Source organism: Arthrospira sp. PCC 9901, assembly GCF_059013425.1.
This window is the reverse complement of record NZ_CP102296.1, coordinates 3884968-3908524: the sequence shown is the minus strand read 5'-3', so window position 1 is coordinate 3908524 and position 23557 is coordinate 3884968. Positions and strand designations below refer to the sequence as shown.

At 44.8% G+C, this 23557-nt stretch carries 20 protein-coding genes and 1 pseudogene; 8 read left to right on the top strand and 13 right to left on the bottom strand.

All coding sequences use genetic code 11. The features are described 5' to 3' along the window. Position 1 precedes the first annotated feature (1 nt). Positions 2–757, top strand: a complete 756-nt coding sequence (rsmG, locus tag NLZ44_RS17320) for a 16S rRNA (guanine(527)-N(7))-methyltransferase RsmG (protein ID WP_493750581.1) — start codon at positions 2–4, stop codon at positions 755–757. Positions 758–849: 92 nt separating this feature from the next. Here rsmG and aroH read toward each other — a convergent pair whose 3' ends face one another. Both aroH and sppA read right to left on the bottom strand, forming a co-directional pair. Then, complete coding sequence (gene aroH / locus NLZ44_RS17315) at positions 850–1236, bottom strand: chorismate mutase (protein WP_006670050.1); 387 nt, start codon at positions 1234–1236, stop codon at positions 850–852. A gap of 92 nt (positions 1237–1328) precedes the next feature. Then, entirely contained in the window at positions 1329–2150 is an 822-nt protein-coding gene (gene sppA, locus NLZ44_RS17310; protein WP_008056380.1) for a signal peptide peptidase SppA, read from the bottom strand. A gap of 361 nt (positions 2151–2511) precedes the next feature. On the opposite strand from sppA, the gene NLZ44_RS17305 reads away from it, so the two are divergent. From NLZ44_RS17305 to treY, 3 genes are read left to right on the top strand one after another with little or no spacing between them, the layout of a single operon-like run. Then, positions 2512–3558 carry a DMT family transporter gene (locus NLZ44_RS17305; RefSeq protein WP_006670049.1) on the top strand — a complete coding sequence of 349 codons (1047 nt, stop codon included), beginning with the start codon at positions 2512–2514 and terminating at the stop codon, positions 3556–3558. Between the two features lie 22 nt (positions 3559–3580). Further along, positions 3581–5401, top strand: coding sequence for a malto-oligosyltrehalose trehalohydrolase (gene treZ, locus NLZ44_RS17300; RefSeq protein ID WP_493750580.1), 1821 nt, complete (start codon positions 3581–3583; stop codon positions 5399–5401). Between the two features lie 51 nt (positions 5402–5452). Then, complete coding sequence (gene treY, locus NLZ44_RS17295; RefSeq protein WP_493750579.1) at positions 5453–8263, top strand: malto-oligosyltrehalose synthase; 2811 nt, start codon at positions 5453–5455, stop codon at positions 8261–8263. Between the two features lie 4 nt (positions 8264–8267). On the opposite strand, the gene radC is transcribed toward treY, so the two are convergent. From radC to NLZ44_RS17270, 5 genes are all read right to left on the bottom strand, one after another. Next, positions 8268–8999 (bottom strand): RadC family protein, encoded by a 732-nt coding sequence (radC, locus tag NLZ44_RS17290; RefSeq protein WP_111892010.1) that lies wholly within the window; start codon positions 8997–8999, stop codon positions 8268–8270. Positions 9000–9205: 206 nt separating this feature from the next. Then, a complete protein-coding gene (locus tag NLZ44_RS17285) occupies positions 9206–11197 on the bottom strand; it encodes a calcium-binding protein (RefSeq protein ID WP_493750578.1) in 1992 nt (663 codons plus the stop codon). Between the two features lie 504 nt (positions 11198–11701). Continuing rightward, entirely contained in the window at positions 11702–12964 is a 1263-nt protein-coding gene (locus NLZ44_RS17280) for a glycosyltransferase family 4 protein (RefSeq protein WP_493750577.1), read from the bottom strand. Between the two features lie 18 nt (positions 12965–12982). After that, positions 12983–13699, bottom strand: a complete 717-nt coding sequence (locus tag NLZ44_RS17275; RefSeq protein WP_035759987.1) for a class I SAM-dependent methyltransferase — start codon at positions 13697–13699, stop codon at positions 12983–12985. Between the two features lie 67 nt (positions 13700–13766). Continuing rightward, entirely contained in the window at positions 13767–14570 is an 804-nt protein-coding gene (locus tag NLZ44_RS17270) for a sulfotransferase domain-containing protein (protein ID WP_493753025.1), read from the bottom strand. A 103-nt stretch (positions 14571–14673) separates the two neighbouring features. Between NLZ44_RS17270 and NLZ44_RS17265 the strand changes: the two genes are divergently transcribed. After that, a complete protein-coding gene (locus tag NLZ44_RS17265) occupies positions 14674–15381 on the top strand; it encodes a methyltransferase domain-containing protein (RefSeq protein ID WP_493750576.1) in 708 nt (235 codons plus the stop codon). Positions 15382–15464: 83 nt separating this feature from the next. On the opposite strand, the gene NLZ44_RS17260 is transcribed toward NLZ44_RS17265, so the two are convergent. Next, entirely contained in the window at positions 15465–16049 is a 585-nt protein-coding gene (locus NLZ44_RS17260; RefSeq protein WP_493750575.1) for an NADPH-dependent FMN reductase, read from the bottom strand. A gap of 6 nt (positions 16050–16055) precedes the next feature. Further along, positions 16056–16793: a pirin family protein gene (locus tag NLZ44_RS17255; protein WP_493750574.1), complete on the bottom strand. Its 738-nt coding sequence runs from the start codon at positions 16791–16793 to the stop codon at positions 16056–16058. Between the two features lie 633 nt (positions 16794–17426). Here NLZ44_RS17255 and NLZ44_RS17250 point away from each other — a divergent pair. After that, a pseudogene (locus tag NLZ44_RS17250) lies at positions 17427–17818 on the top strand (zinc ribbon domain-containing protein); the annotation flags it as partial. A 105-nt stretch (positions 17819–17923) separates the two neighbouring features. Continuing rightward, positions 17924–19504, top strand: coding sequence for an NAD(P)H-quinone oxidoreductase subunit N (locus NLZ44_RS17245; RefSeq protein WP_493750573.1), 1581 nt, complete (start codon positions 17924–17926; stop codon positions 19502–19504). Between the two features lie 94 nt (positions 19505–19598). Here the strand turns inward: NLZ44_RS17245 and cmoB are convergent, their stop codons facing one another. After that, positions 19599–20588, bottom strand: a complete 990-nt coding sequence (gene cmoB, locus NLZ44_RS17240; RefSeq protein WP_493750572.1) for a tRNA 5-methoxyuridine(34)/uridine 5-oxyacetic acid(34) synthase CmoB — start codon at positions 20586–20588, stop codon at positions 19599–19601. A 35-nt stretch (positions 20589–20623) separates the two neighbouring features. Then, positions 20624–21379, bottom strand: coding sequence for a carboxy-S-adenosyl-L-methionine synthase CmoA (gene cmoA, locus NLZ44_RS17235; protein ID WP_006622443.1), 756 nt, complete (start codon positions 21377–21379; stop codon positions 20624–20626). Positions 21380–21530: 151 nt separating this feature from the next. On the opposite strand from cmoA, the gene NLZ44_RS17230 reads away from it, so the two are divergent. Then, a complete protein-coding gene (locus NLZ44_RS17230; protein WP_108615160.1) occupies positions 21531–22142 on the top strand; it encodes a LysE family translocator in 612 nt (203 codons plus the stop codon). Here NLZ44_RS17230 and NLZ44_RS17225 read toward each other — a convergent pair. Together NLZ44_RS17225 and NLZ44_RS17220 are read right to left on the bottom strand one after the other, a co-directional pair. Beyond that, positions 22113–22760, bottom strand: a complete 648-nt coding sequence (locus NLZ44_RS17225) for a cyclase family protein (RefSeq protein ID WP_493750571.1) — start codon at positions 22758–22760, stop codon at positions 22113–22115. The two genes, NLZ44_RS17230 and NLZ44_RS17225, sit on opposite strands and share 30 nt — an antisense overlap. A gap of 82 nt (positions 22761–22842) precedes the next feature. Beyond that, entirely contained in the window at positions 22843–23553 is a 711-nt protein-coding gene (locus tag NLZ44_RS17220) for a tRNA1(Val) (adenine(37)-N6)-methyltransferase (protein ID WP_493750570.1), read from the bottom strand. Positions 23554–23557: the final 4 nt, after the last annotated feature.

Below are 23557 nucleotides of genomic sequence, written 5' to 3'. Positions count from 1 at the left end.
AGTGTTGGAGGAATTGGGTTTGGGGGAAATTCAGTCGGAAGGTTGGGAAACTCTGGGTTGGATACCTAGCGATCGCCAACTGCAAATGTTTAATGTACTCTATGAGCAGATTTTGGCGGGTAATCAACGGCTTAATTTAACCCGCATTACTGATCCGGTGGGGTTTTGGGAAAAGCATTTATGGGATTCTTTGCGGGGGGTCGTACCCTGGTTGTCCGGGGATAAATTGCCTTTGCGGGTGATTGATATTGGTACTGGCGCGGGTTTTCCTGGTGTTCCGATCGCGATCGCTATTCCCACAGCCGAAGTTACATTGCTTGATAGTACCGGTAAGAAAATTGCTTTTTTACAAACTCTCGTCCCTCGTCTGGGTCTGGAAAATGCTATCCCCTATTTGGGACGGGTAGAAGCGATCGCTCAACAGTCCGACCATCGCCAAAGTTATGATCTGGTCGTCTTACGCGCTGTCGCTGCTGCTACCGTGGCGGCTGAATATAGTTTACCCCTACTCAAAATTGGCGGCGTGGCGGTACTATATCGCGGTCAATGGACCCCCCCAGAACAGCAGGAGCTACAAAATGCGATCGCTCCCTTGGGCGGTAAACTAGACTCCGTGGAATCCTTTGTCACTCCTGTAACCGAAAGTGTCCGCCACTGCCTCTATTTACGGAAAATTAAACCCACACCCGATCGCTTTCCCCGTCCTGTTGGTATTCCCACCCAAAAACCCCTAGGGTCTCTATCCTCCAACTCGTAGGATGGTAGGGTGCGTCAGAGCCAGGAAATCGCCATGACAACCCGGTGAGCAACAACTGACCCACCATTTCCCCCGGCTGGGGCATGATTTGATCAATGATTTAAGGATGTTAAACTCCAGTCAGGGCGGAGGTTTTTTGCACCTCGTAAATAGGGATGATGTACTTGAGTTTTGTGGCTGGGAAAATTGACATGAACGAGTACGCGAATACAGCGTTCTAGGCTACCCTTGACATACATTTGCTGGACATCCAACAGGGGAACATTTTGCCAGTGGGGACGTTCTCTGGCGATCGCCGCCGGAAAAATCGCATCCAAATCGCGAGTCACAGAAAAAGTCGTACTGATAATCTGTTCTGGATCTAACTGGTTGCGAGTTTCCAATTCATCCAGTAGTTCCGTCACCGCTTCGCGAATTGCGTCAATGGAATTTTCCCTAACTGTCGTCGCGCCACGAATCGCTCGAACTTGCCACTCCACGCCAAATCCTCCTATGATGCTTAGTAGTATAGGTTAACGGGTGGTCAAACACCACCTCGCCTGTGATTGCTTAACCCCCTGCGTGGGAATGTTTAAGGTCGATACAGCCACAGGGGTAAACCACTGGTAGACAACTCAAATTCTACCCAATTTCGGGCATCCGAGATCCTGTTAGTCGCCGCCAGATTATTACTGAGAACCCGATTTAATAAAGATTTCGGCTTTTCCAGGGTACAGCATTCAGTTTTCTCCGGGTCAAGATTGACCATTTCCGCTGTCCACCGACGGGCATCTTCTTCACTCCCCAAGCGATCGACCACCCCCAACTGTAGGGCTTGTTCTCCCGTAAAAATGCGCCCATCAGCAAAAGATCGCACCGCCTCAATTTCCAAATTTCGAGACTCAGCCACAGTGCTGACAAACTGTTGATAACTCGTATCAATCAATTCTTGAAGAATTTGCTGTTCTGGTTCCGTTAATTCCCGGTCAAAAGCTAAAATATCCTTATAAGGTCCTGATTTTATTACCTTAAAAGAAACCCCAACTTTTTCCAGCAATCTTTCTAAGTTATTTCCCCGCAAAATTACACCAATACTGCCTGTAATAGTGCCAGGATTAGCCATAATATGTTCAGCCCCCATGCCAATATAGACACCACCAGAGGCAGAAATATTGCCAAAACTGGCAACAATTTTGACTTTTTTTCTTAAAGATTTTAGGGCGCTATAAATTTCCTGGGAGTCGCCAACGGTGCCGCCAGGACTATCAATCCTCAGCAGTAGCGCGGGAAATTTCCGTTCTTCAACGGTTTTCAGTGCCTCTAAAACCCGCTTGCGGGTATCACCAGCAATAGCACCACTAATTTCGATGCGAGCAATTTGTTTACGAAAACGAGACTTAAATGGCCAAATCATGAACTTTTGGGGCTTAATCAAATGGGACGGGTATCGCCGAGACCAGCAAACAGCTAAAATGGGCTAAAGCTAAACACCTCGTATATATCGAGGAGTACAGCCACCTTATTTAAGTATAATCCCACGGGGGGCTGTCTTAGCCGATGTTCTCAGCTAAAGTAGACTTTTTGGCAGTTAACCCCTATCATAGAAACAGTAACTTAACAAAACTACATATAGCAGCGGACAGGGAATCGGGAACACCGGACATCAAAAGGCCACCATCTAGGCTTCAAGTTGTGTCTACTGCTATAAATAGCACAACTCACCCCACCGAATCGGGTGAGTGCATATTCAAAGATTCCTGGGAGAAAACTTGCCAATGCTAACAAAGCAGACCAACACGGATTTACCCTTAAAACCATTATTGCTGATCGCGCCCTTTTTCCTGTGGGGTACGGCAATGGTAGCCATGAAAGGGGTAATTCCCCACACTACACCCCTATTTATGGCGGGGATGAGATTGGTTCCGGCGGGAGTGTTGGTTCTGTTATTTTGCTTAATCCAAGGAAGACCTCAACCTAAAACCTGGAAAGCCTGGTTATGGATTGGCTTATTTGCTTTGGTGGATGGCGCTTTATTTCAAGGATTCCTGGCTGAGGGACTGGTGAGAACTAATGCGGGTTTGGGTTCGGTGATGATTGACACCCAACCTCTCGCGGTAGCCATTCTCTGTCTGTGGCTGTTTAATGAAAGCATCCGCTTTTGGGGATGGTTAGGGTTGGTCATTGGGGTGATTGGTATTAGTGCCATCGGTTTACCGGATCAGTTGATTTTGGGGTGGTTTAACTTACTACCAGCAGAACAAATGGTCACCTCGCCAATATTAGAAAGTGGGGAATGGTTGATGCTATTGGCCGCTTTGTCAATGGCGGTGGGGACGGTTTTAGTCCGGGGAGTATGTCGCCACTGTGACCCGGTGGTGGGGACGGGTTGGCACATGATTATTGGCGGTTTGCCTCTATTTATGTTGTCCGGTGGCTGGGAAGCTGACCAATGGGTTAATATTGATGGCGGCGGTTGGATGGCGATCGCTTATTCGACTATTTTTGGTAGTGCGATCGCTTATGGCTTATTCTTTTATTTCGCTTCTAGTGGTTCCCTAACTAGCCTCAGTTCCCTCACTTTCCTAACCCCTATTTTTGCCCTGCTATTTGGTAATCTGTTTTTGGGAGAGGTACTCACTCCTTTACAGTCAATGGGGGTGGGATTAACTTTGGTCAGTATCTATCTGGTCAATCAGAGAGATATCTTGGCTGATAAGTTCAAATTTGGTCACTCTGCTGCTGAGTCTATCCCCTCAGAAACTACTCAACCTATGGAGGTATCCCTGCCCGTAAAAATCCCGGAGTCCGAACCTAAATTGTAAACCTGAACTGAGAGGTAAAACTATGAAAGTAGGTGCCAACTATCTAGGAGGCGATCGCTGCGAATTTGTCGTCTGGTCTCCCCTTCGAGAAACTGTCAATCTGCAAATCGAGACACCATCACCTCGGCTAGTTCCCATGACTAAGGACTCTCAGGGATACTGGCGGGTGACCGTTTCTGATGTACCAGCAGGGACTCGCTATCGTTATCAACTTGATGGCGATACCATTCGACCTGACCCCGCCTCTCAGTCGCAACCAGAAGATGTACACGGACCCTCTCAGGTAGTTGATCATCATGCCTTTCATTGGGAAGATGGCAACTGGTCAGGAGTCCCACTGGCTGATTTAATTATCTATGAATTGCACCTTGGCACTTTTACCCCAGAGGGTACTTTTCAAGCTGTTATTTCCCGCATTCCCGAATTATTAGAGTTAGGAATTACCGCCATTGAATTAATGCCGGTTTCCCAGTTTCCTGGTAGTCGGAACTGGGGTTATGATGGCGTTTATCCCTACGGTGTTCAGACTTCCTATGGGGGACCAGAAGGATTAAAAGCTCTCGTTAATGCCTGTCATAAACAGGGAATGGCTGTGGTTTTGGATGTGGTATATAACCACTTCGGACCGGAGGGGAATTATACCCGTGATTTCGGACCTTATTTTACTTCTAAATATCAAACACCCTGGGGAAGTGCCATTAACTATGATGATGCTGGTAGTCCGGGGGTGCGGAATTTCGTCTTAGAGAATGTTCTCTATTGGTTCCGCGATTATCATATTGACGCGCTGCGATTAGATGCAATTCATGCTATTTATGACTTTGGCGCTAAACATATTTTAGAGGAAATGTCCGACCGGGTAGCCGCACTATCTGAGGCACAGGGTCGCCAGTTTTACCTAATCGCTGAAAGTGATTTAAATGACGTGAGAATTATTAACCCCAAAAACCTGGGAGGTTATGGGATTGATGCCCAATGGAGTGATGATTTTCATCATGCTTTGAGAACCTTAATTACCGGAGATTTGACCGGGTATTATAAGGATTTTGGCAAAGGTGCCGATTTGGCTAAAGCCCTATCCGAGAGTTTTGTCTACTCCTGGGATTATTCCCCTAATCGCGATCGCTATCATGGTAGTTATGCAGGCTCGCGCCCTCCCTCTCAATTTGTGGTATGCTGTCAAAATCATGACCAAATTGGCAACCGGATGTTAGGAGAAAGGTTGTCTCAACTGGCATCCTTGGAAGCCCTAAAATTAGCCGCCGCCACGGTATTGTTATCTCCCTATATTCCTATGTTATTTATGGGCGAAGAGTACGGAGAAACCGCCCCATTTCTGTATTTTATCAGCCACAGTGACCCCGATTTAATTGAGGCAGTTCGCCAGGGGAGAAAATCGGAATTTGAGGAGTTTCACGCCGTCGGAGAACCCCCAGATGCCCAAAGTATTGAGACCTTTAAGCAATCTATTCTCCATTGGGAAAAACGCAGCCAGGGACACCATAAAACCCTCTTAGGTTTCTATAAAAAACTGATTAGCCTACGCCATGAGATTCCCGCTATTAAAAAAGGCGATCGCCAAAGCCAAAAAGTCACCAGCCACGAATCCCAAAAACTAATATCTTCCCATCGGTGGACTGATAACTCTCAAATTCTGTGTATATTGAACTTTAATAAACAACCAGTCACCTACCATTTCCAGAATTCCGGTCAAACTTGGCACAAACAGTTAGATTCCTCTGATTCTATATGGATGGGTCCAGGTTCTCATCTTCCTGATACCATTAACAATTCCCAGGAAATTACCCTAAACCCCGAAAGTTGTATCCTCTACAACTGTTAAACATCTGTTAAACATCCATTCACCCAACTACTACTTCCCTCGACATAAATTATGCGTATTCCTGTTGCTACCTACAGAATCCAATTTAACCCTAATTTTGATTTTGAAGATGCCCAAAAAATTCTGCCTTACCTGCAAGAATTAGGCATTTCCGATATCTATGCTTCCCCAATTTTTAAAGCCAGAAGTGGTAGTACCCATGGTTATGATGTCGTTGACCCCAACCAAATTAACCCCGAATTAGGTTCCCCAGAAACCTTTGATGAGTTAATCGAAGAAATCCAAAAACGCGACATGGGATGGGTTCAAGATATCGTCCCTAACCACATGGCCTATGATAGCGAAAATAAGCTATTGATGGATGTGTTAGAACATGGGCCAGATTCCGAATATTTTGATTATTTTGAAATTGATTGGGATCAGGCTTATGAAAACATCAAAGGACGAGTCCTAGCGCCATTATTGGGAGACTTTTATGGCAACTGTTTAGAAAACGGAGAGTTGAAACTTTCCTATAATGAATCCGGGTTAAGTGTCAATTATTACCATCTCAAATTCCCCCTCAGAATTGAATCCTATGCTACCCTCATCAGCCATAAAATTAACACCCTTTCCCAAACCCTAGGAAACCGTCACCCTGATGTCATTAAGTTATTAGGGGTTCTGTATATCCTCAAAAATATTCCCTCCGAAACCTCTAGCCAGCAGCGACGAGACCAGGCGGAATTTGTCAAAAAACTGCTGTGGGAAATTTATCAAGATAATCCAGAGATTCAGAAATTCATTGACGAAAATCTCGATTTCTTTAATGGGGATACCGGGAAAAGGGAGAGTTTTAATCTCTTGGATAACCTGTTATCTTATCAATTTTTCCGCCTGTCATTTTGGAAGGTCGGCGCAGAAGAATTAAACTATCGCCGCTTTTTTACCGTTAATGAATTGATTTGTGTTAGGGTCGAAGATTATAAGGTTTTTCAACGCACCCATGATTTAATTGGTGAGTTGGTCAAGTCCGGTAAATTTACCGGATTAAGAATTGACCATATTGATGGACTTTATAACCCAGTTCAATATCTTCGGTGGCTGCGGGAAAAAACCGGAGAGATTTATATTGTCGTTGAAAAAATCCTGGAATTAGACGAAAAATTACCCGCTAACTGGCCGATTCAAGGAACCAGTGGTTATGAGTTTTTGAATTATGTCAATGGCTTATTTTGCCAGAGTAAAAATCAGGAAAGGTTTAATCAAATCTATGCCGAAATGACTGGACTTAACCGAGATTATAATGAGTTATTGGTGGCGAAAAAACGGCTAATTGCTGATAAGAATTTGGCGGGAGATGCTGATAATTTGGCACAGTTACTCAAGCAAGTTTGTGGTGATTATCGCTACGGACGAGATTTCACTTTAGCAGGTCTAAAAACTGCGATTATGGAGTTTTTGGTCAGGTTTCCGGTCTATCGGACTTATATTAATCAGGAAGGTGTGGGAGACGATGACCGCGCCTATGTGCAACAGGCGATTCGGGAAGCTAAGGGGAAATTGCCGGAACTTTTGAATGAGCTTAATTTGATAGAAAAGTTCCTGTTTCTTGATTATGATGAGTTTTTGAGTGAGGAAAATCAACAGTTGTGGCTGCGTTTTGTGATGAAATTGCAGCAGTTTTCCGGTCCGTTAACGGCTAAGGGAATTGAAGATACTCTGTTTTATGTTTATTACCGATTTTTGGCGTTAAATGAGGTGGGAGGTGCGCCTAATCATTTCGGTATTTCTCAGGAAAAATTCCACGAGTTTAATCAGCAACGTCTGCACAGTTGGCCCCATGCCATGAATGCGACGGCTACCCATGACACCAAGCGAGGGGAAGATGTCCGATCGCGTTTAAATGTGATTTCAGAAATACCTGATCAGTGGGAAGAAAGGGTGAAGGTTTGGTCACAGTTGAACCTTGTTCATAAAACCAAAATTGATAGCAAGATAATTCCCGATCGCAATGATGAATATTTCCTCTATCAGACTTTGGTCGGTTCTTTCCCCTTCCTAGAAGAAGAATATCCTGAGTATATCCAACGGATTAAAGATTATGTCGTTAAAGCAGTCCGGGAAGCTAAAGTACATACGGCTTGGTTACGACCAGATACTGATTATGAAAATGGCTTTGTGAATTTTGTCGAGCAAATCCTGGATTTCTCCGAGGATAATAAATTTTGGCAGGAGTTCCGACCCTTCCAAGAAAAAGTCGCTTTTTATGGGGTGTTTAATTCCCTGTCTCAGACTCTACTCAAGTTAATCAGTCCTGGACTACCCGATATTTATCAGGGGACAGAATTATGGGATTTAAGTTTAGTTGATCCAGATAACCGTCGTCCCGTCGATTTTGATGGTCGCCTGTCCTATCTCCAGGAAATTAAGCGACGATCGCGCACCGGAATGGAGAATTTAATTGATGATTTAATGGCGACTTGGGAAGATGGTCGTTTAAAGTTGTTTTTAATTGCGCGGGTTTTACAAGCCAGACAGGAATATCTCGAGGTATTCCAACAGGGAGACTATCAACCTGTAGCCGTAACTGGTAAATATAGCGATCGCATTATTGCCTTTGCGCGCAGTCATGGTAAACAGACAGCGATCGCCATTGTACCCAGGTTTTTGACCGATATTATAGAACCCCCTCAATTTCCCCTAGGTGATATTTGGGGAGATACCGCTATAATTGTTCCAGAAGGTAGTGGGTCCAATTGGCATGAAGCGATCGTCAATCATGACATAGCCGCCAGTCCCAACATTCTCGTAAGTCAAATTCTCCAGTATTTCCCCGTCGGTTTACTGATTAATGAATCAGTCCCCATTTCCGACAAATAATTCCCTAGTCTCCTTGGGGGTATTCTTCCCATAACTTTGTCGTTTGGCGAATACTCCCATAATTACCATTCCCCAAAATCAGGTGGTCCAGGATAGGTAAAGACAATAATTGACCCCCTTCCAGAAGTTGGCGGGTCAACTCAATATCTTGATAACTAGGTTCAACATTTCCTGAAGGGTGATTATGAGCAATAATCAGACGGGTGGCATTGTGTTTGAGTACCTCCCGGAAAATGTCACGGGGATGAGCCAGGGTTTCTGTAGCCGTTCCTATGGTCAACAGCTTAGTTCCCAATAGGCGGTTTTTCACATCCATTAACAAGATAGCAAATCTTTCTTGTGTCTGCCACATCAAATTATGGCTGAGAGCATTAGCAGCCACCAGGGGACTGTCAATGACCGTCAATTCCGGGGGTTTAGATAGAAAGACTCGCTTTCCCAATTCGATCGCAGCTAGGATAGTAGTAGCCTTAGCCGGACCTACTCCGTGAATTTGAGTAAGTTCCCCGACGCTGATATTTCGCATCATCGAAAGGGGATCTTCCTCACACTGGCTGAGTTCCTTTAATATGTATTGTCCCAGACCAACCGACGAGAGTTTCCCTTTTCCCTGACCTGTTCCCAGCAAAATCGCTATTAATTCTGCCGTAGAGAGGCTTTGGGGTCCCAAAGCCATTAATCTTTCACGGGGTCTCTCACTCGTAGGGATATCCGCAACTCTGAGGCTGTAGGTCATGCCATAATTTACACTCGTAAGTTAGATTAAGCATTCCCCGATTGTAGCCCACAAATGACCAGTTAATTCCGAAATAAAAATAAAATTCCCCCGAATAGGGGGAATTGATTGAGGTCTTGCCTTTTTCAGGGATAGAAGCGATCGCTTTTGGTTTTTGGTAGCTTACGCCACCCCCAATCGCCTATCGCTCCTCAACCCTCATGTCACTACAGAATCAGAATGTCATTGGCGTTAATACGCGGGAAGGTTCCATCCGGCAGTTGACCGAACTGAGCAACAGGAAATACTCCTCCGTCCAGACTGCCGTTTTCATCGTACTTCAGCACACCAGATGCTTGTTCATAAATTAGCACTGGAGTATTAATGTTCGCATCCGCATCGCGATAAAGTCCAGTTGGCAAGTAAATAAACTGGTTCGGTCCAAGTTCATTGGTGCTGATTCCCGGAACCAGAGCAAAGCCAAAGCCACCAACACTAGCGTCTCTGACAAACACCATGCGGTCATCACCACTCTGATTAAAGTCCGTAATAAAGTCCGCACCAGTGGTTTTAACCGCATCACTGAAGCGATAGAAGAACTGGTTGTTACCCTCACCACCAACTAAGGTGTTAACACCGAAGCCACCTTCGAGGGTATCATCTCCAGGTCCACCATCGAGTAAATCATTACCGCTACCACCGAAGAGGAAGTCATTACCACCTCCACCGAGGAGAGTATCATCGCCAGCGCCACCTAAGAGGAGGTCATTACCTGATCCGGTGATAATCAGGTCATTGCGCTCACTACCCTCAACGGTATTGTTACCCTCAAGGTTGGTAATGCTTACGCCCTCATTACCTTCGTTAAAGAATTCAACATTAGCTGCCGTGATACTGTCATTACCCAGCATATTGGCAGTATCAGATAACAGGATGTCATTGGTGGTTCCTAACACAATGGTATCGTCACCAGCCCCACCAGCGATAACGTTAGTGATAGTACCTTGTGCGCCGATAATTAAGTCATTACCAGCACCACCAAACAGGCTAACCTCTAGGGGAGTAGTACCGGTACGCAACCACTCGCCACCGTTCAGGGTGTTGTTGCCATCGCCACCGTCCATGATACTGAAGCGTCGCCCCAGCAGGCTATCATTGCCTTCACCACCAAATAGGGAGTCACTGCCAAATATAGATACCAAGGTATCGTTACCAGGACCACCATCTAGGACGCTACCTCCCGCAAAACCTGATAGGGAACTATTAATACCCTGGGTGGTTAGTTGCGCTGAAGTGTTAGTGGATAGGAAGTCATCTCCCTCGCCGCCCAATAGGGTATCCTCAGCGGCAAAACTCATAATCGTATCGTTACCAGGACCACCATCTAGGAAGTTCTGGCCTTCTCCGAATCTGCCGATGGGACCCATAATTGAATCATTACCAGCACCACCCATCATGGTTACTTGGGTGACACCAACCAAGGCAGTCTGAGGATCAAAGGGGCTAATAGACCCTGTGGGGTTTTGAATTCTTAGGGTGTCGTTACCTTCATCCCCAGAAAGGTACGATAGGCTGCCAACTCCCACAATTGAGTCATTATCTTGACCACCATAGAGACTATCTCCGGTGTTGATCCCAACAATCGTGTCATTGCCAATGTTGCCGTTAACCCAGTTGTTACCTTGGTTAGCACCACCAACAGCAGGGGGAACCACTAGACCAACATTGCTCTGACCAGAGGCGCTGTAGAAACCGATTAGGTCATCTCCTTTACCCCCGTAGATGGTGTCATTACCCTGTAAACCACCTAATATCGTGTCTTCATCCTGATTCCCAAACATGAGGTTGCCGCCAGCGACTGCAACTAGCAAGTCTCTTCCGGCTCCTCCATACAGGGTTGCTGGTAGTTCAGCGACGATGGTATCGCGACCGTCTCCACCCACTAAAGCCACCCCAGCAGCACGACCTAACAGAGAGTCATTACCAGGGCCACCAAATAGGGTATCACCTTGGCCACGAGCTACCAGGACATCATTTCCACTAACGTCACTGCCAACTAGGCTATCTCCATAAACCAAAGTACCCCCCAGGGTTGAGGTGGTAATCGTGTCGTTTCCTCCAAGACCCAGGATTGTGTCCGGTCTAGGGGCAAAAGGTGCGTCCTGATTATATTGATCAGGTCCGCTAGTTAAAAAGGTTGGACCTCTTCCAGATGTCATTTTGTTTCACTCCTCCGCAATGATGTTTTTTGATCCGTTGGGACTACAGACACTGCCTGAAACACCAGAGATTGTTCCGCAGTAGTTTAACCTTTTTACCGTCAGCAAGTCTAGTCCCTTCCCCACTGTTCTGTCTACAATGTCTGTAGTGTGGTTAGGATTGCTTGGGTGTATTATGATTGGTTCTTGGGTCAATTTCTCCAGAATTGTCTGGTAATCATTACTCTTAAAGATTATCTTGGGTACTCTTGCTGTTGGGACGAAATATATCCCTACTATGTTCCTTATCACCCCTTATTTCAGGCAGTTTCAGCCAAAAAAGGAGTTATAAGCATCCGATAAGATTTGGTTGAGATTTGATTTTATTGCCGGGAACTCCTCCTTTTTTCGTCTAGTCAAAGGTCTATTTGATGGGAATTATATGTTATTTCTGACCACTAACTTTGCTGTAGCAAAATTAGATAATCTGGGGTCAAAGTTTCGGGTTAGGGAAACCTCGATCGCCTATGCAATGACTGGCTGGGAGGAAATCTGTTCCCCAGAGGTGGGCAGGGATTTTTGAGCGACTTGTTCGATCAGTTGCAGTTGTTTTGACAACAATTTGGACAGATCATAACGATCTAGGACTGTTTCCCTGGCTCGGACTCGCAAATCTGCCATGCGGTTGGGGTGGTCTAATACCTCATCAACCCGGTCGGCGATTTGTTTGGGGGAAAAGAAATCGACCAGTAAGCCGTTGTAGCCATCTTGAATCACCTCCCGAATAGGGGGGGTGTCGGAACCAATGACTAGACAACCGGTGGAAAGGCTTTCTATCATAGACCAAGACAATACAAAGGGTCGAGTTAAGTATACATGGACTGCAGAGGCTTGAATCACTTTCAGGTATTGGCCATAGGGCAAGGGACCGACAAAGTGAATCCTAGATAGATCCAGGGGGATCTGAGCCAGCATTTTGTCTTTGTAACTCATGCCATTGGGTAAGGATTTACCGTAGCAAACTCTCTCGGATCCGACAACTACCACATGGCAGTTTGGTCGTCTTTCCTGTATGTACGCCACGGCTTCGATAAATTCTGGAAAACCCCTATAAGGTTCCATACCACGCGCTACATAGGTGACTATCTCATCAACTTGACTCAAGTCTAAATTAGGTAGTACCAATTTAGCGCTGGGGTCGGGTTTAAAGTAGGTGGTATCTACGCCGTCATGAATGACGGAGATTTTCGATTGGAGTTCCGAGGGAAATTGCGATCGCTGCCAATAGGTGGGTGAAATCCCCCAATCACAGGAGTATAGGTCAATTAAAATCGGGCAATTTTTGACTCTAATCCTAGCCATATCATCAACGGTGAGGGGGTCGGCGGGGTCAAAGTCGGCATCGGAACCTTTAGCCTTATAAAACCACTCGAAATAACACAGTAAAGGGGTATCGGGAAAAGCCTCTTTGATGAAGAGGGTGGGACCCCAACCGGAGTGACCGCAGACGATATCGGGAACAAAACCCATGGATTTGAGTTTCTCAGCCATCCGATAGACGGCTTGACCATATATTACAGCACTTTCTATTCCCCGCAAATATTGGTGAGTTTCGGGGGCGCTCTCGCGGTTGGGGCTGAATAGGGCTTTAGTAACTCCGGGAATTTTCCATTCTGGGCGTTCGTATTTGGTACCGAAAATGATTTGATTATTGGGGTCTGCACCCAGGGCGGTGATAATATGTCGATATTGGGCGGGAAAGTTGGGATGTAGGAATAATGCTCGCATAATCAAGGAATAGTTGGGCTATGAAGTGATACTGACTGTGGGGGAAACGGGGGCGCGACAGATCCAAACGCAGTCACGGGGTACGGTGGTGGTGTCTTTGTGTAAGATTTCGTAGCCGATATGGCTGAGAAATTTAGCCATCAGGTTGTCGGTCATTATGGAAAAGGCGGTTCCTTGTCTACGTCCCAGCAGGTTCTGATCCCAATCTACTAGGAATTTCTGCCAACCGAGGTCACTGAGGGTGTTGGTGTGGTGGAATATACACAGGCGATCGCCTTTTAGTAGGGGTGGAATGCGGGTTAGATAGTTAAAAATATCACGGGGTTCGATGTGAACCATGGTGTCATAACAGAAACATACATCCAGCGAGGCTGGCGGAATGCGGTCTAGGGTAATGCCATCTAGTTTTACATAGTTTACTCTGTCTTCTCCCAGGCGATCGCGGGTAGCTTTTAACATTTCATGGGAGATATCCGCACAGGTAAGGCGATCGCAATATTTCAGCAGTAGGGCTGCTGTTTTACCGCCGCCAATGCCAATTTCTAGCACTCTATGCTGTTTCTGGATATACGGGGCGATAAATGTATTTTCTATAATTTGCTCATACTCAGCCCGTGATTGGGCGGCTCCTGCTGCTTTACCAATCCACTCATCACCGATATGATTAAAGTCGGGGTTGGTACTTACCCACGTTTGGGCGTAGTCATCCCAAGCGCCTTCATAGTCTATTTTCATGGTATCGCTCACGGTTTTGGGTTTAACCTCCTGGGGGGGTAAAGTTGACAGGTTTAACTTCTCGTGACTATCCCAACCTAAATCTTGGCTCTAGAAATTCTCGTAGTTTGAGATTGTAGGGTTGGAAGTAAGCCTCCAATTGTTCGCGCAACTGCGGGGAAACTGGGGAATAGTTCCCAGCATTGTAGCGATTGTAGTTGCCTTGGTGATAAGGGGGAAGGTCTAGGAAGTTAAATACTTGGTTAACTACGGTGTCGGGGTGGGTGTATAGATCTTCACTGCGGATAATCAGAAATTGGGCTCTGGGAAATATGGCCATCCATCTTTGTAATTGTTGGACATAGATACCTCGGTCAAGGTAACTATAGTGTTGATGGTTGAAACTGTAATAGGTTCCGTTGGCGCTGAGTTTTTCTTGTTCCCCTTTCAGCCGCCCGGCTTCGGCTGCGATCGCTTTTTCTAAGGATAGGGGTTCACAGCCTAGCTTCACTTCCCAGTAATAGTGAGAAATGGCCCGGTCTACGGGGTTCCTCAGTAGCACAATTAGTTTCACCTGGGGAGAATACTGGTGCAGTCTCTGGGGAACTGCGGGATGATATAAATAATAGGGCGACCCTTCCCCAGTTAGTTGCTGGGGGTGAGGTAGGCGGGGAAATTGGGATTGATACCACTGGGGTGGTTGATGGTAGTTGAGGGTGAAATAGTGAATTTCTTTGCTGGCTGCGGGGATAATTTGCGGATGTTGACAGAGATACTGATACAGAGAATTTGTCCCGCCTTTCTGGGTTCCGATAATTATAAAGTGCGGCGGCGGTGCGATCGCTTTAGTTTCATCTGGGGTCAAAGACCAAGGACTCCCTCCGGTTTCCATTACCACTATTTACTATTTCCTCAATGGCCAATTTCTCTAGCGATCGTACACTAAATTCAGCTACAATCACCACATCCCCGACAGTATTTTGGCGATTGAAACCATGTCAACGGAAACTATAGAGGCGGAACCCTTACTTTATCAGTATCGTAGATTTTTTGCTAATCAGTATCTCCATGGAGATGGCATTGAAGTGGGGGCGCTTAATCACCCTCTAGCTTTACCAGAAACTGCCAGAATTAAATATGTCGATCGCCTCTCGGTACCAGACCTCAGACGGCATTATCCTGAGTTGGCTGATGAACCTCTAGTTGAGGTTGATATTATTGACAATGGAGAACATCTCCAAACTGTTGAGGAAGCCAGCCAGGATTTTGTCATTGCTAATCATTTTATTGAACATTGTCAAGACCCGATTACCACCATTGACAATCTACTCCGGGTTATCAAAAAAGGCGGGATTCTCTATCTGGCGGTTCCCGACAAACGCTACTCTTTTGATAGCGATCGGCCTATTACTTCCTTTGAACATCTGTTGAAAGATTATCAGGAAGGCCCCGAAAATTCTAAGGTCAGTCACTATCAAGAATGGGCGGAATTAGTGCTTAAAGAAACTGATAAATCTCAGGTTCAGGATATTGTCAAAAAGTTAATTAAACGCGATTATAGCATTCATTTCCATGTGTGGGAGTCTCGGGACTTTTTAGATTTCTTGGTTTCCCTGAAAAACCACCTTAATTTTCCCTTAGAGGTTCAGCGCTTATTTCAAAACTCATCTGAGTTTATTACCATTTTGACTAAATCCAGATAGGCATCCCTTCGGGGTAGCGTCAGACCTGAAGCAGAAAGTCAGGCGGAAATCATCTCTGACGCACCCCCATTTCCAGGGGATATTTACAGCAATTTTTTAAGTAGGGCAGTTAGGCTCTCTCCTAATTTTAACACATCTTGCTGTTGTTGTTCATCTTTCAGATTGCCATCGGTGTCAAAAATCTGATAGCCATTGGGTAAAGTCTTCTGTTCGGGAATTACTAAGACACCAATACTTTCTAAAATAGACCGCACATGAAACAAGCCTCTTAAACCTCCTAAACCACCCGGAGAAGTTGCCATTAAAGCAGCTACTTTTCCGCGAAAACAGGTTAAGGCTAAAGGGGGTTCTCCCGGTTCTGAACGGGAAGCCCAATCAATCGCATTTTTCAGTAAAGGAGTAATTGAACTGTTGTATTCTGGAGATGCAATTAAAAAGCCGTGATGGGTTTTTAATAATTGCTTAAATTGCAGCACCGTTTCCGGTAATCCTTCCCGGTCTTGTAAGTCTTGGTCAAACAGGGGCATCGGCAAATCTTGGAAGTCGATAAAAGTAACTTCCGCCCCGGCTTGTCTTGCTCCTTCGGTAGCAATTTTGACCAGTTTTTTGTGCAAAGAAGCCTCGCGTTTACTGCCAGCAAATGCTAAAATTTTCGGTGTTGTTTCCATGATATTCTAGTTGGTATAATCTGAGAATACGGCTAAATCAAATAGCAGGATTTCCGCCGGGTCTGATGTGCCGGTTAATGGGATTATATAGGGTTCATCGGCGGCGGGAGTTATGGCGACTCCATCTCCCTGACTGAGAGTGCGATCGCCTAAAACTACCGAACCCCTAGCTATTTGAATCCAGGCAACTCTTCCCGGTTTTATGGTATAATTTATCTGGTCATCTTCGGTAGTTAATTTAGCCCCATATAGTTCCACATCTTGATGAATAGTGACCGAACCATTCCGACCGTCAGGAGAACCTAATAATTGCAGTTGACCCCACTGTTCAGCCTCAGAAAAGGCTTTTTGTTCATAACTAGGGGGGAGTCCCTTTTCATTAGGAATAATCCAAATTTGCAACAGGTGAACTGGTTGAGTTTCCGACCCATTAAATTCGCTATGATAAATGCCAGTTCCTGCAGTCATCCGTTGCACTTCTCCCGGTCGAATTACCGAACCATTACCGAGGCTATCTTGGTGTTCTAGGGTCCCCGATAACACATAGGTAATGATTTCCATATCTTGATGGGAGTGGGTTTTAAATCCGCCTCTGGGTTGGATATGGTCCTCATTAATTACTCGCAGGGTAGCGAAACTAATATGATTGGGATCATAATATTGACCAAAGGAAAAGGTATGGCGACTATCTAGCCAGTCTAACTTTACTTGGCCGCGATCGCCACTAGGCCGAATTTCGATCATAAAATTATCCCGGCTTTAGATAATAGTGATTTGTGGGCAACTATTGATATCATAATACACAACTCGATTATCTGCTTAATCAACTATCCGAGAATAATCGAGAATTGGCAATCGATAATATCGGGTGGGTGGGGCGGGTTTACCAATATCCTGGTATCCAATGTAATTGACCCCAGTGTTTATGGGGTGGGTGGGGCGGGTTTACCAATATCCTGGTATCCAATGTAATTGACCCCAGTGTTTATGGGGTGGGTGGGGCGGGTTTACCAATATCCTGGTATCCAATGTAATTGACCCCAGTGTTTATGGCGTGGGTGGGGCGGGTTTACCAATATCCTGGTATCCAATGTAATTGACCCCAGTGTTTATGGCGTGGGTGGGGCGGGTTTACCAATATCCTGGTATCCAATGTAATTGACCCCAGAACCCGCCCCTACAGTCTTGGGTTCCGGTAGGAAGATAAAGAGCATGATTTAATCTCAAATTAGGTTAACATTTTACGGCAATACGGTATAATACCAAGTATGGTGCGAGACCTTCGGGTATGAAATCGAGCTGAAATGGGCGAAATAACTACCCGGTGAGGACTTCAACCCCTTGGTTGATTGGGTCGCATCCCTGGCCATCCCATAACACAGCCTGATTTTTTTGCCCCCCTTCGAGACTTCCAATATGGTTGCCAAGGTGAAGCGTCTAATCAGGTCTAAGACTGCCCGCGCCATGCTGAAATGGGCGCATTATCGATTCAAACTAACCCTGAGACATCAAGGGGAAATAACTGAACAGTTGTAGATGTGACCGAAGAATACACCAGCAAAACCTGTACTCACTGTGGTCATGTCCATTCCCAGCTAGGTGGCTCAAAAGTGTTCCGATGTCCGGAGTGCGGGTTCACTCTACCACGGGACTGGAACGGTGCTTTTGGAATCTTTCTAAAAGCTTTGCGGGATACCGCCTCTGTTACCTTAACGGGTAATAGTGCTATCGTTGCATTGTCCGGGAACAACCGGAAAAATGTCGCGTAAATGTATCAGACCCAACAGGTGGTAAAATCGGAAAGCTAACAGACCCAAGACTGTCCCCTAGGGGCCAAATGTATCAGTGTGTGAATTTAATTGCTGTGGGAACCTATGGATTTTTCTAATCTAGCAGCCCAGTTGAATGCTGGGGCGATTTTACCAGAAAGTATTGTATTGATCACTTTGATGGTGGTCTTGATCGGTGATTTAATTGTAGGGCGGACAGCATCTGCTAAATGGACACCATATGCCGCCATTGGTGGGTTGCTGCTGTCTATCGTGGCTTTATACTCCCAATGGGATAATACCAACACCCTAGCGTTTTTGGGGAGTTTTAATGCTGATCCTCTGAGTATAGTATTCCGGGGAATTATTGCCCTGTCGGCCGCGGTGACAATTTTGATGTCCGTTAGCTATATTGAACAAACGGGAACCGCTTTAGCAGAATTTATTTGTATTTTGCTGACAGCGACTCTGGGGGGGATGTTCCTGTCTGGGGCTAATGAGTTGGTGATGATCTTCGTCTCCCTGGAAACCCTCAGTATTTCCTCTTATATGCTGACAGGATACGCTAAACGAGACCCTCGGTCTAATGAGGCGGCGCTGAAATATCTGCTAATTGGGGCAGCTAGTGCGGCCGTGTTCCTGTATGGTTTATCGTTGCTGTATGGTTTATCTGGCGGTGAAACTAACCTAAATGCGATCGCCCAAGCCATTACTAATAATGGAGTAGGTGAATCTCTGGGGCTGGTAATTGCTTTAGTATTTGTAATTGCGGGAATTTCGTTTAAAATATCGGCGGTTCCTTTCCACCAGTGGACTCCTGATGTCTATGAAGGTTCACCAACTCCTGTGGTGGCATTTCTATCGGTGGGGTCTAAGGCTGCCGGGTTTGCTTTGGCAATCCGTCTGTTATTAAATGCTTTCCCTGTATTGTCCGAACAGTGGCACTTTGTGTTTACCGCCCTAGCTATCCTGAGTATGATCTTAGGAAATGTGGTCGCCCTAGCCCAAACCAGCATGAAACGGATGTTGGCTTATTCTTCCATCGCCCAGGCTGGGTTTGTCATGATTGGGTTAATTGCCGGAACTGATGCGGGTTATTCCAGCATGGTATTTTACCTGTTGATTTACCTGTTTATGAACTTGGGCGGTTTTACCTGCGTGATTCTGTTCTCTCTGCGGACAGGTACAGACCAAATTAGTGAATATAGCGGTTTGTATCAAAAAGACCCCCTACTAACTTTGGGGTTGAGTATTTGTCTGTTGTCTTTGGGTGGTATTCCTCCCCTGGCTGGATTTTTTGGGAAAATTTATCTATTCTGGGCTGGTTGGCAAGCGGGGTTATATGCCCTGGTTTTACTGGGTTTAGTTACCAGTGTGGTTTCGATTTACTACTACATTCGGGTAGTGAAAATGATGGTGGTTAAGGAACCTCACGAAATGTCTGATGTGGTGAAAAATTATCCGCCAATTCGCTGGAATTTGCCGGGGATGCGTCCCTTACAGGTGGGTTTGGTTTTGTCGGTAATTGTCACCTCTCTGGCGGGGATTTTATCTAATCCTTTGTTTACCCTGGCTAATGATTCTGTGAGCCGTAGTCCCCTATTCCAACAGGCGGCTATTTCTCAGGCGGAAACTGTGGCAACTGTTGATGTGATTTCTAGTCCGGCAATACTCGCTAAGGATTAGTAATCACCTGGTTTAGGGGCGGGTGATATCGACAGCTTTTTAGTTGGTCGCCAATCTGGCTAAACTCGCCCCAAATCATAGCGGTTGACAGTAATTACCCCCGTTGGGCGATCGCATAATATCTCCACGGGGCGGGGTATCCTTCCATGGTTTCTTGGGGATTTTTGGGGTTGAGAAACTCCTGTAAACTGTCGATATTAGCCCAGGGAGTCCGGCGTTGTTCTTCTACTGATAAAGGTGAGGCGAAAATACAGCGAACTTTAGTAAATCCTGCCCTAATCATCCAGGTTTCTAAACAGGACTGGGTGGGGAGAAACCAAATTCCTTTGGCGTTGGCGTAACGTTGGCGAGGGGTGAGGGCGATCGCTTTTTCTCCGGGGATACCCTGACAGTCGATGATGATTTCTCCTTTTGGGGCTAGGGCTTGCCGCATTTTTCGCAATAAACCAATGGGGTCGGTGTGGTGATAGAGAATACCTAAGCAGAAAATGGTATCGAAAAATTGGGGATAATAATCTATATGTTCGACTCCTAATAATTCAAAATGTAGGTTTTCCTGACGGACTAGGTTTTGCATTAGTTGGAAGTTCCAAAAGTGTTTGGCGTAGGGTTCAAAGCCAATTACACAATCGGGTTGCTGGTCTGCCATGCGAAACATATAATAACCATTATGGCAGCCAATATCTGCTACTTTTCGCTGTGTGAGGGGCTGAATATGGGGGGTAATTCTTTCCCATTTTAAATGCGATCGCCATTCCGCATCTATCAGCGTTCCAAATAATTCAAAAGGTCCTTTTTTCCAGGGACAGAAAGTCTTTAATGTCGCCTCAAACCGCTGTTGCTGGTCTGGGGAAAGTTCCCCCAAGCGTCCGATTTTCACCACCGAACCCGAAAAATCAAACCATTGGGTTTGGATATCCTCAACTGCTTCTACTGCTTCTCTATACCGCTTGATTTTATCATCAAATAACCGAGGATAAGCCCATTGGCGCTGTTGCTGAATCCCATCACGGTTAATGTCGATATCATAGGCGGCTAAATAATCATCAGCATGGTACATATAATAATCCTGATTACCTGTCAAGTTTTTATCAATAATTAGGGAAGGTTTATTTGGGGTTATTTTAGAGCAATAAATGAGGTGAAATTGTGAAACTTTAACAAAGAATCAACAGCCGCAAAGCCACTGTCATGCAGCATGGCTACCTGTTGCATTTGAGTGAGGGGAATCAAGACATTTTCTAGGGCTTCCTTTTTGCGTTCAATCTCATTTTGAGCATAGCCATTTCGGGTTTTAAAGGCTTCATAATGGCGGGTCATGGTTTCCTGGAATTGGGGATAAGGCGATCGTAATTTTTCACTCAGGAATAATAAACCACCCGGAACTAACCCTTCATAAACCGCATTTAAAACCTGTTGTCTCTGGTGAACTGGCAGAAATTGTAGAGTATAATTCATCACCACAATACTACTATTTTCAAAACTACTATTTTCCGCACTTTGACAGATTAACTCTATGTCGTGAATGTCTTCTAAACCTGATAACTTTTCTTTAGCTTTCGCTAACATGGGTTCCGAGTTGTCAATACCAACTAGGGTAGCAGGTGTTTTTAAAAATCGCCCCAGTAACTCTAAAAACGTCCCCGTTGAACAACCCACATCAATAATTTTAGTACCAGGTTGATAATAGGCTTTCGTCCATTGTACCGCACAGGCGACCACTTCTTTATATAGGGGAACCGAACGGGAAACCATATCATCAAAAACCCGCACCACATCTTCATTAAAAGTAAAAGGTTTTGGCCAGGTTTCCTGTTCAAATAGTTGGTCTTTGTCGGAACTTAGATAAAGTTCTGTATCCCAGAAATTAGTCATAATTTAATTTTCCATATCGGGTCATACAATCATATTTTACAACCAACCTGCCTCCCAAACATCAATAATGACGGTAACAGACATTACTGATAATTTTTGCAATTTATAAATTTGATAATATCATGTAATAGTTCAACCATCAAATACCCAGATGAATATTATGTTTTTGGCTAAAGGTTTAGTTATTGGCTTCTCCATTGCTGCGCCAGTTGGACCCATTGGAATTTTATGTATTAGGAGGTCTCTTACTCAAGGTAAAATAGTTGGCTTATTATCTGGTTTGGGCGCGGCTACTGCTGATGCAATTTATGGCTTTATGGCTGGCTTTGGACTCACCGCAATTTCTAGTTTACTCCTCGGTCAACAAACATTATTAAGAATATTGGGCGGTTTATTTTTATGCTATTTGGGCTTAAAAATTTTTCGGGATAAACCAGCTAATGAGTCTGCTCAAATTAACCATAAACTCGGTGCTTATGCTTCCACATTTTTGTTAACTCTCACTAATCCCATGACGATTTTAGGGTTTATTGGTATTTTTTCGGGTTTGGGTTTAGGGGAAACCAATAACTATTTTGATGCAACTTTGTTAGTGTTAGGAGTCTTTTTGGGTTCCGCCCTCTGGTGGTTACTCTTGGTGGGGTTCATTGAATTATTTCGCGATCGCTTAAATTCTACTATTTTTCAATGGGTTAATCGAGTGTCTGGGCTAATAATTATCAGTTTTGGCATCTTAGCCATTGCTACAGTTATATGGCAATAAAACCGCCCTAGCTGGCGCACCCTCTGACCCGATAATTTTTAAAGGTAGACAAATTAACTGATATTCTCCCGGTGCAACTTCAGCTAAATTAATGCCTTCTAAAATAACCACTCCTGCAGTCAATAAGATTTCATGGGTTAAGGGACTATCATTAAACCTTTGAACTGAAAGATAGTCAACACCGACTAATTGAATACCAGCATCAACTACCCATTGGGCTGCATCAGCAGTTAAGGCAACATAATCTTGTTTAAATTCCGATATTCCTCGCTCCCAAAGCTGAGAATTGGCAGTTTTAAACAAGAGTCTTTCCGTGTCTTTGGGGATGTTTAATTTATTTAATAAATTAGCAGTAATTGCGGTAACATCAGCCACGGAAATTACTAAAGCCCGCCCGATTAACGTCTCTAATGATAGTTGTTCAACAGTAGGACCACCATCAATAAAATGAGAGGGGGCATCTACATGGGTTCCCACATGAACGCTGCTTGCCATTTTAGAAACATTTACCCCATGTTGGTCAATGGTTTTGGTAGACTCAAGTTGAAAGTTTAAACCTCCTGGCCAAGTAGGTAGTTGGGAGTGTAGACCAACGGAAATATCGAGTATTTTTACCATGTTGATAACTCCATTAATTGACAACTGCTATCTAATTATAGCATGATTTATCTCACTATTCATCTGATGACAATTCGAGCCTTTAATATTTTAAATAAAAATCACGAATTAAGGCGATAAATTCATCACTGTAAATGTGTCGGTCTTTTTCAATTATCAAGGTGTTTGTCTGACAGGTTTTTGGAGTTTTTCCTAATTCCATAATTATGCGTTTAACGGAATGTGTAGCTGTGGGTTTGATTAACAATTGACGATCGCAATATAATCCGAAAGTGGCGGCGATTTCTTGAAACTTGATGGCGGCTGCTGTGGGATAAATTATTGCCAGTTTCCCGGTGGGTTTTAATAATTTGGTAGTTACTTGTAAGATATCTATCTGGGAGAGGCTGTCGCTATGTTTGGCGAGGGCTATTTGATGATTATCGGGTTTATAAGCATTGGCAAAAAAGGGGGGATTAGAAATGATTAAATCGTATTGTATATCACAGAAATCCGCATATTTTTGGATAGAATTATGATAGATTTTTAGACGCGATCGCCACGGGGAATTAGCTATATTTTCACTGGCTTGTATATAAGCATCTTTATCAATTTCTACTGCCTCAATTTCCGCCGGTGAACGTTGGGCTAAGATTAAAGCAATTAATCCGCTTCCCGTCCCAATATCTAAGATATTATCGACAGATTTTATATCTGTCCAGGTTCCTAATATTACCCCGTCTGTGCCGACTTTCATCCCACAGCGATCCTGAAAAATAGTAAACTGTTTAAACTGAAATTTATGGCTGACCATACCT

Bases quoted from the DNA above. Each gene is read 5' to 3' on its own strand.
- sppA (WP_008056380.1), bottom strand. From the start codon at position 2,150: ATGATTTGGCCATTTAAGTCTCGTTTTCGTAAACAAATTGCTCGCATC.
- NLZ44_RS17305 (WP_006670049.1), top strand. From the start codon at position 2,512: ATGCTAACAAAGCAGACCAACACGGATTTACCCTTAAAACCATTATTG.
- treZ (WP_493750580.1), top strand. From the start codon at position 3,581: ATGAAAGTAGGTGCCAACTATCTAGGAGGCGATCGCTGCGAATTTGTC.
- treY (WP_493750579.1), top strand. From the start codon at position 5,453: ATGCGTATTCCTGTTGCTACCTACAGAATCCAATTTAACCCTAATTTT.
- radC (WP_111892010.1), bottom strand. From the start codon at position 8,999: ATGACCTACAGCCTCAGAGTTGCGGATATCCCTACGAGTGAGAGACCC.
- NLZ44_RS17285 (WP_493750578.1), bottom strand. From the start codon at position 11,197: ATGACATCTGGAAGAGGTCCAACCTTTTTAACTAGCGGACCTGATCAA.
- NLZ44_RS17280 (WP_493750577.1), bottom strand. From the start codon at position 12,964: ATGCGAGCATTATTCCTACATCCCAACTTTCCCGCCCAATATCGACAT.
- NLZ44_RS17275 (WP_035759987.1), bottom strand. From the start codon at position 13,699: ATGAAAATAGACTATGAAGGCGCTTGGGATGACTACGCCCAAACGTGG.
- NLZ44_RS17270 (WP_493753025.1), bottom strand. From the start codon at position 14,570: ATGGAAACCGGAGGGAGTCCTTGGTCTTTGACCCCAGATGAAACTAAA.
- NLZ44_RS17265 (WP_493750576.1), top strand. From the start codon at position 14,674: ATGTCAACGGAAACTATAGAGGCGGAACCCTTACTTTATCAGTATCGT.
- NLZ44_RS17260 (WP_493750575.1), bottom strand. From the start codon at position 16,049: ATGGAAACAACACCGAAAATTTTAGCATTTGCTGGCAGTAAACGCGAG.
- NLZ44_RS17255 (WP_493750574.1), bottom strand. From the start codon at position 16,793: ATGATCGAAATTCGGCCTAGTGGCGATCGCGGCCAAGTAAAGTTAGAC.
- NLZ44_RS17245 (WP_493750573.1), top strand. From the start codon at position 17,924: ATGGATTTTTCTAATCTAGCAGCCCAGTTGAATGCTGGGGCGATTTTA.
- cmoA (WP_006622443.1), bottom strand. From the start codon at position 21,379: ATGACTAATTTCTGGGATACAGAACTTTATCTAAGTTCCGACAAAGAC.
- NLZ44_RS17230 (WP_108615160.1), top strand. From the start codon at position 21,531: ATGAATATTATGTTTTTGGCTAAAGGTTTAGTTATTGGCTTCTCCATT.
- NLZ44_RS17225 (WP_493750571.1), bottom strand. From the start codon at position 22,760: ATGGTAAAAATACTCGATATTTCCGTTGGTCTACACTCCCAACTACCT.
- NLZ44_RS17220 (WP_493750570.1), bottom strand. From the start codon at position 23,553: ATGGTCAGCCATAAATTTCAGTTTAAACAGTTTACTATTTTTCAGGAT.